The 690-nt window shown below is 58.0% G+C and carries 2 protein-coding genes; both read right to left on the bottom strand.

Features of this window, described 5'->3' with window-relative positions:
• Positions 1–136: 136 nt before the first annotated feature.
• Positions 137–319 carry a hypothetical protein gene (locus JIN87_RS27995; RefSeq protein ID WP_200360058.1) on the bottom strand — a complete coding sequence of 61 codons (183 nt, stop codon included), beginning with the start codon at positions 317–319 and terminating at the stop codon, positions 137–139.
• Positions 316–690: hypothetical protein (locus JIN87_RS27990; protein WP_200360056.1), on the bottom strand; the 375-nt coding region annotated here is incomplete at its 5' end. The genes JIN87_RS27995 and JIN87_RS27990, both read right to left, overlap by 4 nt.

Below are 690 nucleotides of genomic sequence, written 5' to 3'. Positions count from 1 at the left end.
AGTCGCCAACCCTAGGTTTCGCCCCTTCGGTTCTATCCCGTCAGATTGACGGCTTCGCGATTCCTTCGGATGCCCCTCCCCCCTACCCCCCTCCCCGCGATTGGCGGGTACTTCGACTTAGCTCAGTACAGGCGGCTCAGTCGTCGTTTTTGCGATTTAGTTCCTGGCGAATTTTGATCGTCAGGTAAACAACTGTGAGCAGACCAACGAGGATGCCCACAGTCGTGTGGATGTGCTTGAGTGCGACTGTCCAAGCGGTTCCGGCGGAGCCGATCAGGGCGACTCGGTCTTCAAGCAAACTGAGGAGTATGCGTTTCACTTGGCAGCTCCTTGCCCAAAGTAGAAAGCAACCACGGCGAGCAATGCTTGGCGCGTTTCTGGGGTTACAAGCAAACCGTCGACGGACTCGAAGCGAACGGCTTCCTTGGCTGGGCCAAACAATCCGAAGAGCTTGCCGCCTGTTTGCTCAGTGTACTGAAGGACCGTAGCGGCATCCGTGAAAACGGTAACGATGAACGGGGCGAGGATTACGGCGAAGACAATGGCGGCGACCAATCCTCGGCGTATCCACTTGCCGGCGACGCTCGCTGCTCGAACACGCGAAGCCTCCGAGAGGTGGCGCCGCTCGGAGGCTCGTATGTGTTCGGCGTGGCGCTCTTTCCGCTCTTCTGCCTTATGCTTCATGTAGAA

It is taken from the genome of Pelagicoccus mobilis (genome assembly GCF_016595505.1).
GTDB lineage: Bacteria > Verrucomicrobiota > Verrucomicrobiia > Opitutales > Opitutaceae > Pelagicoccus > Pelagicoccus mobilis.
This window is presented reverse-complemented; position numbering and strand designations above follow the sequence as displayed.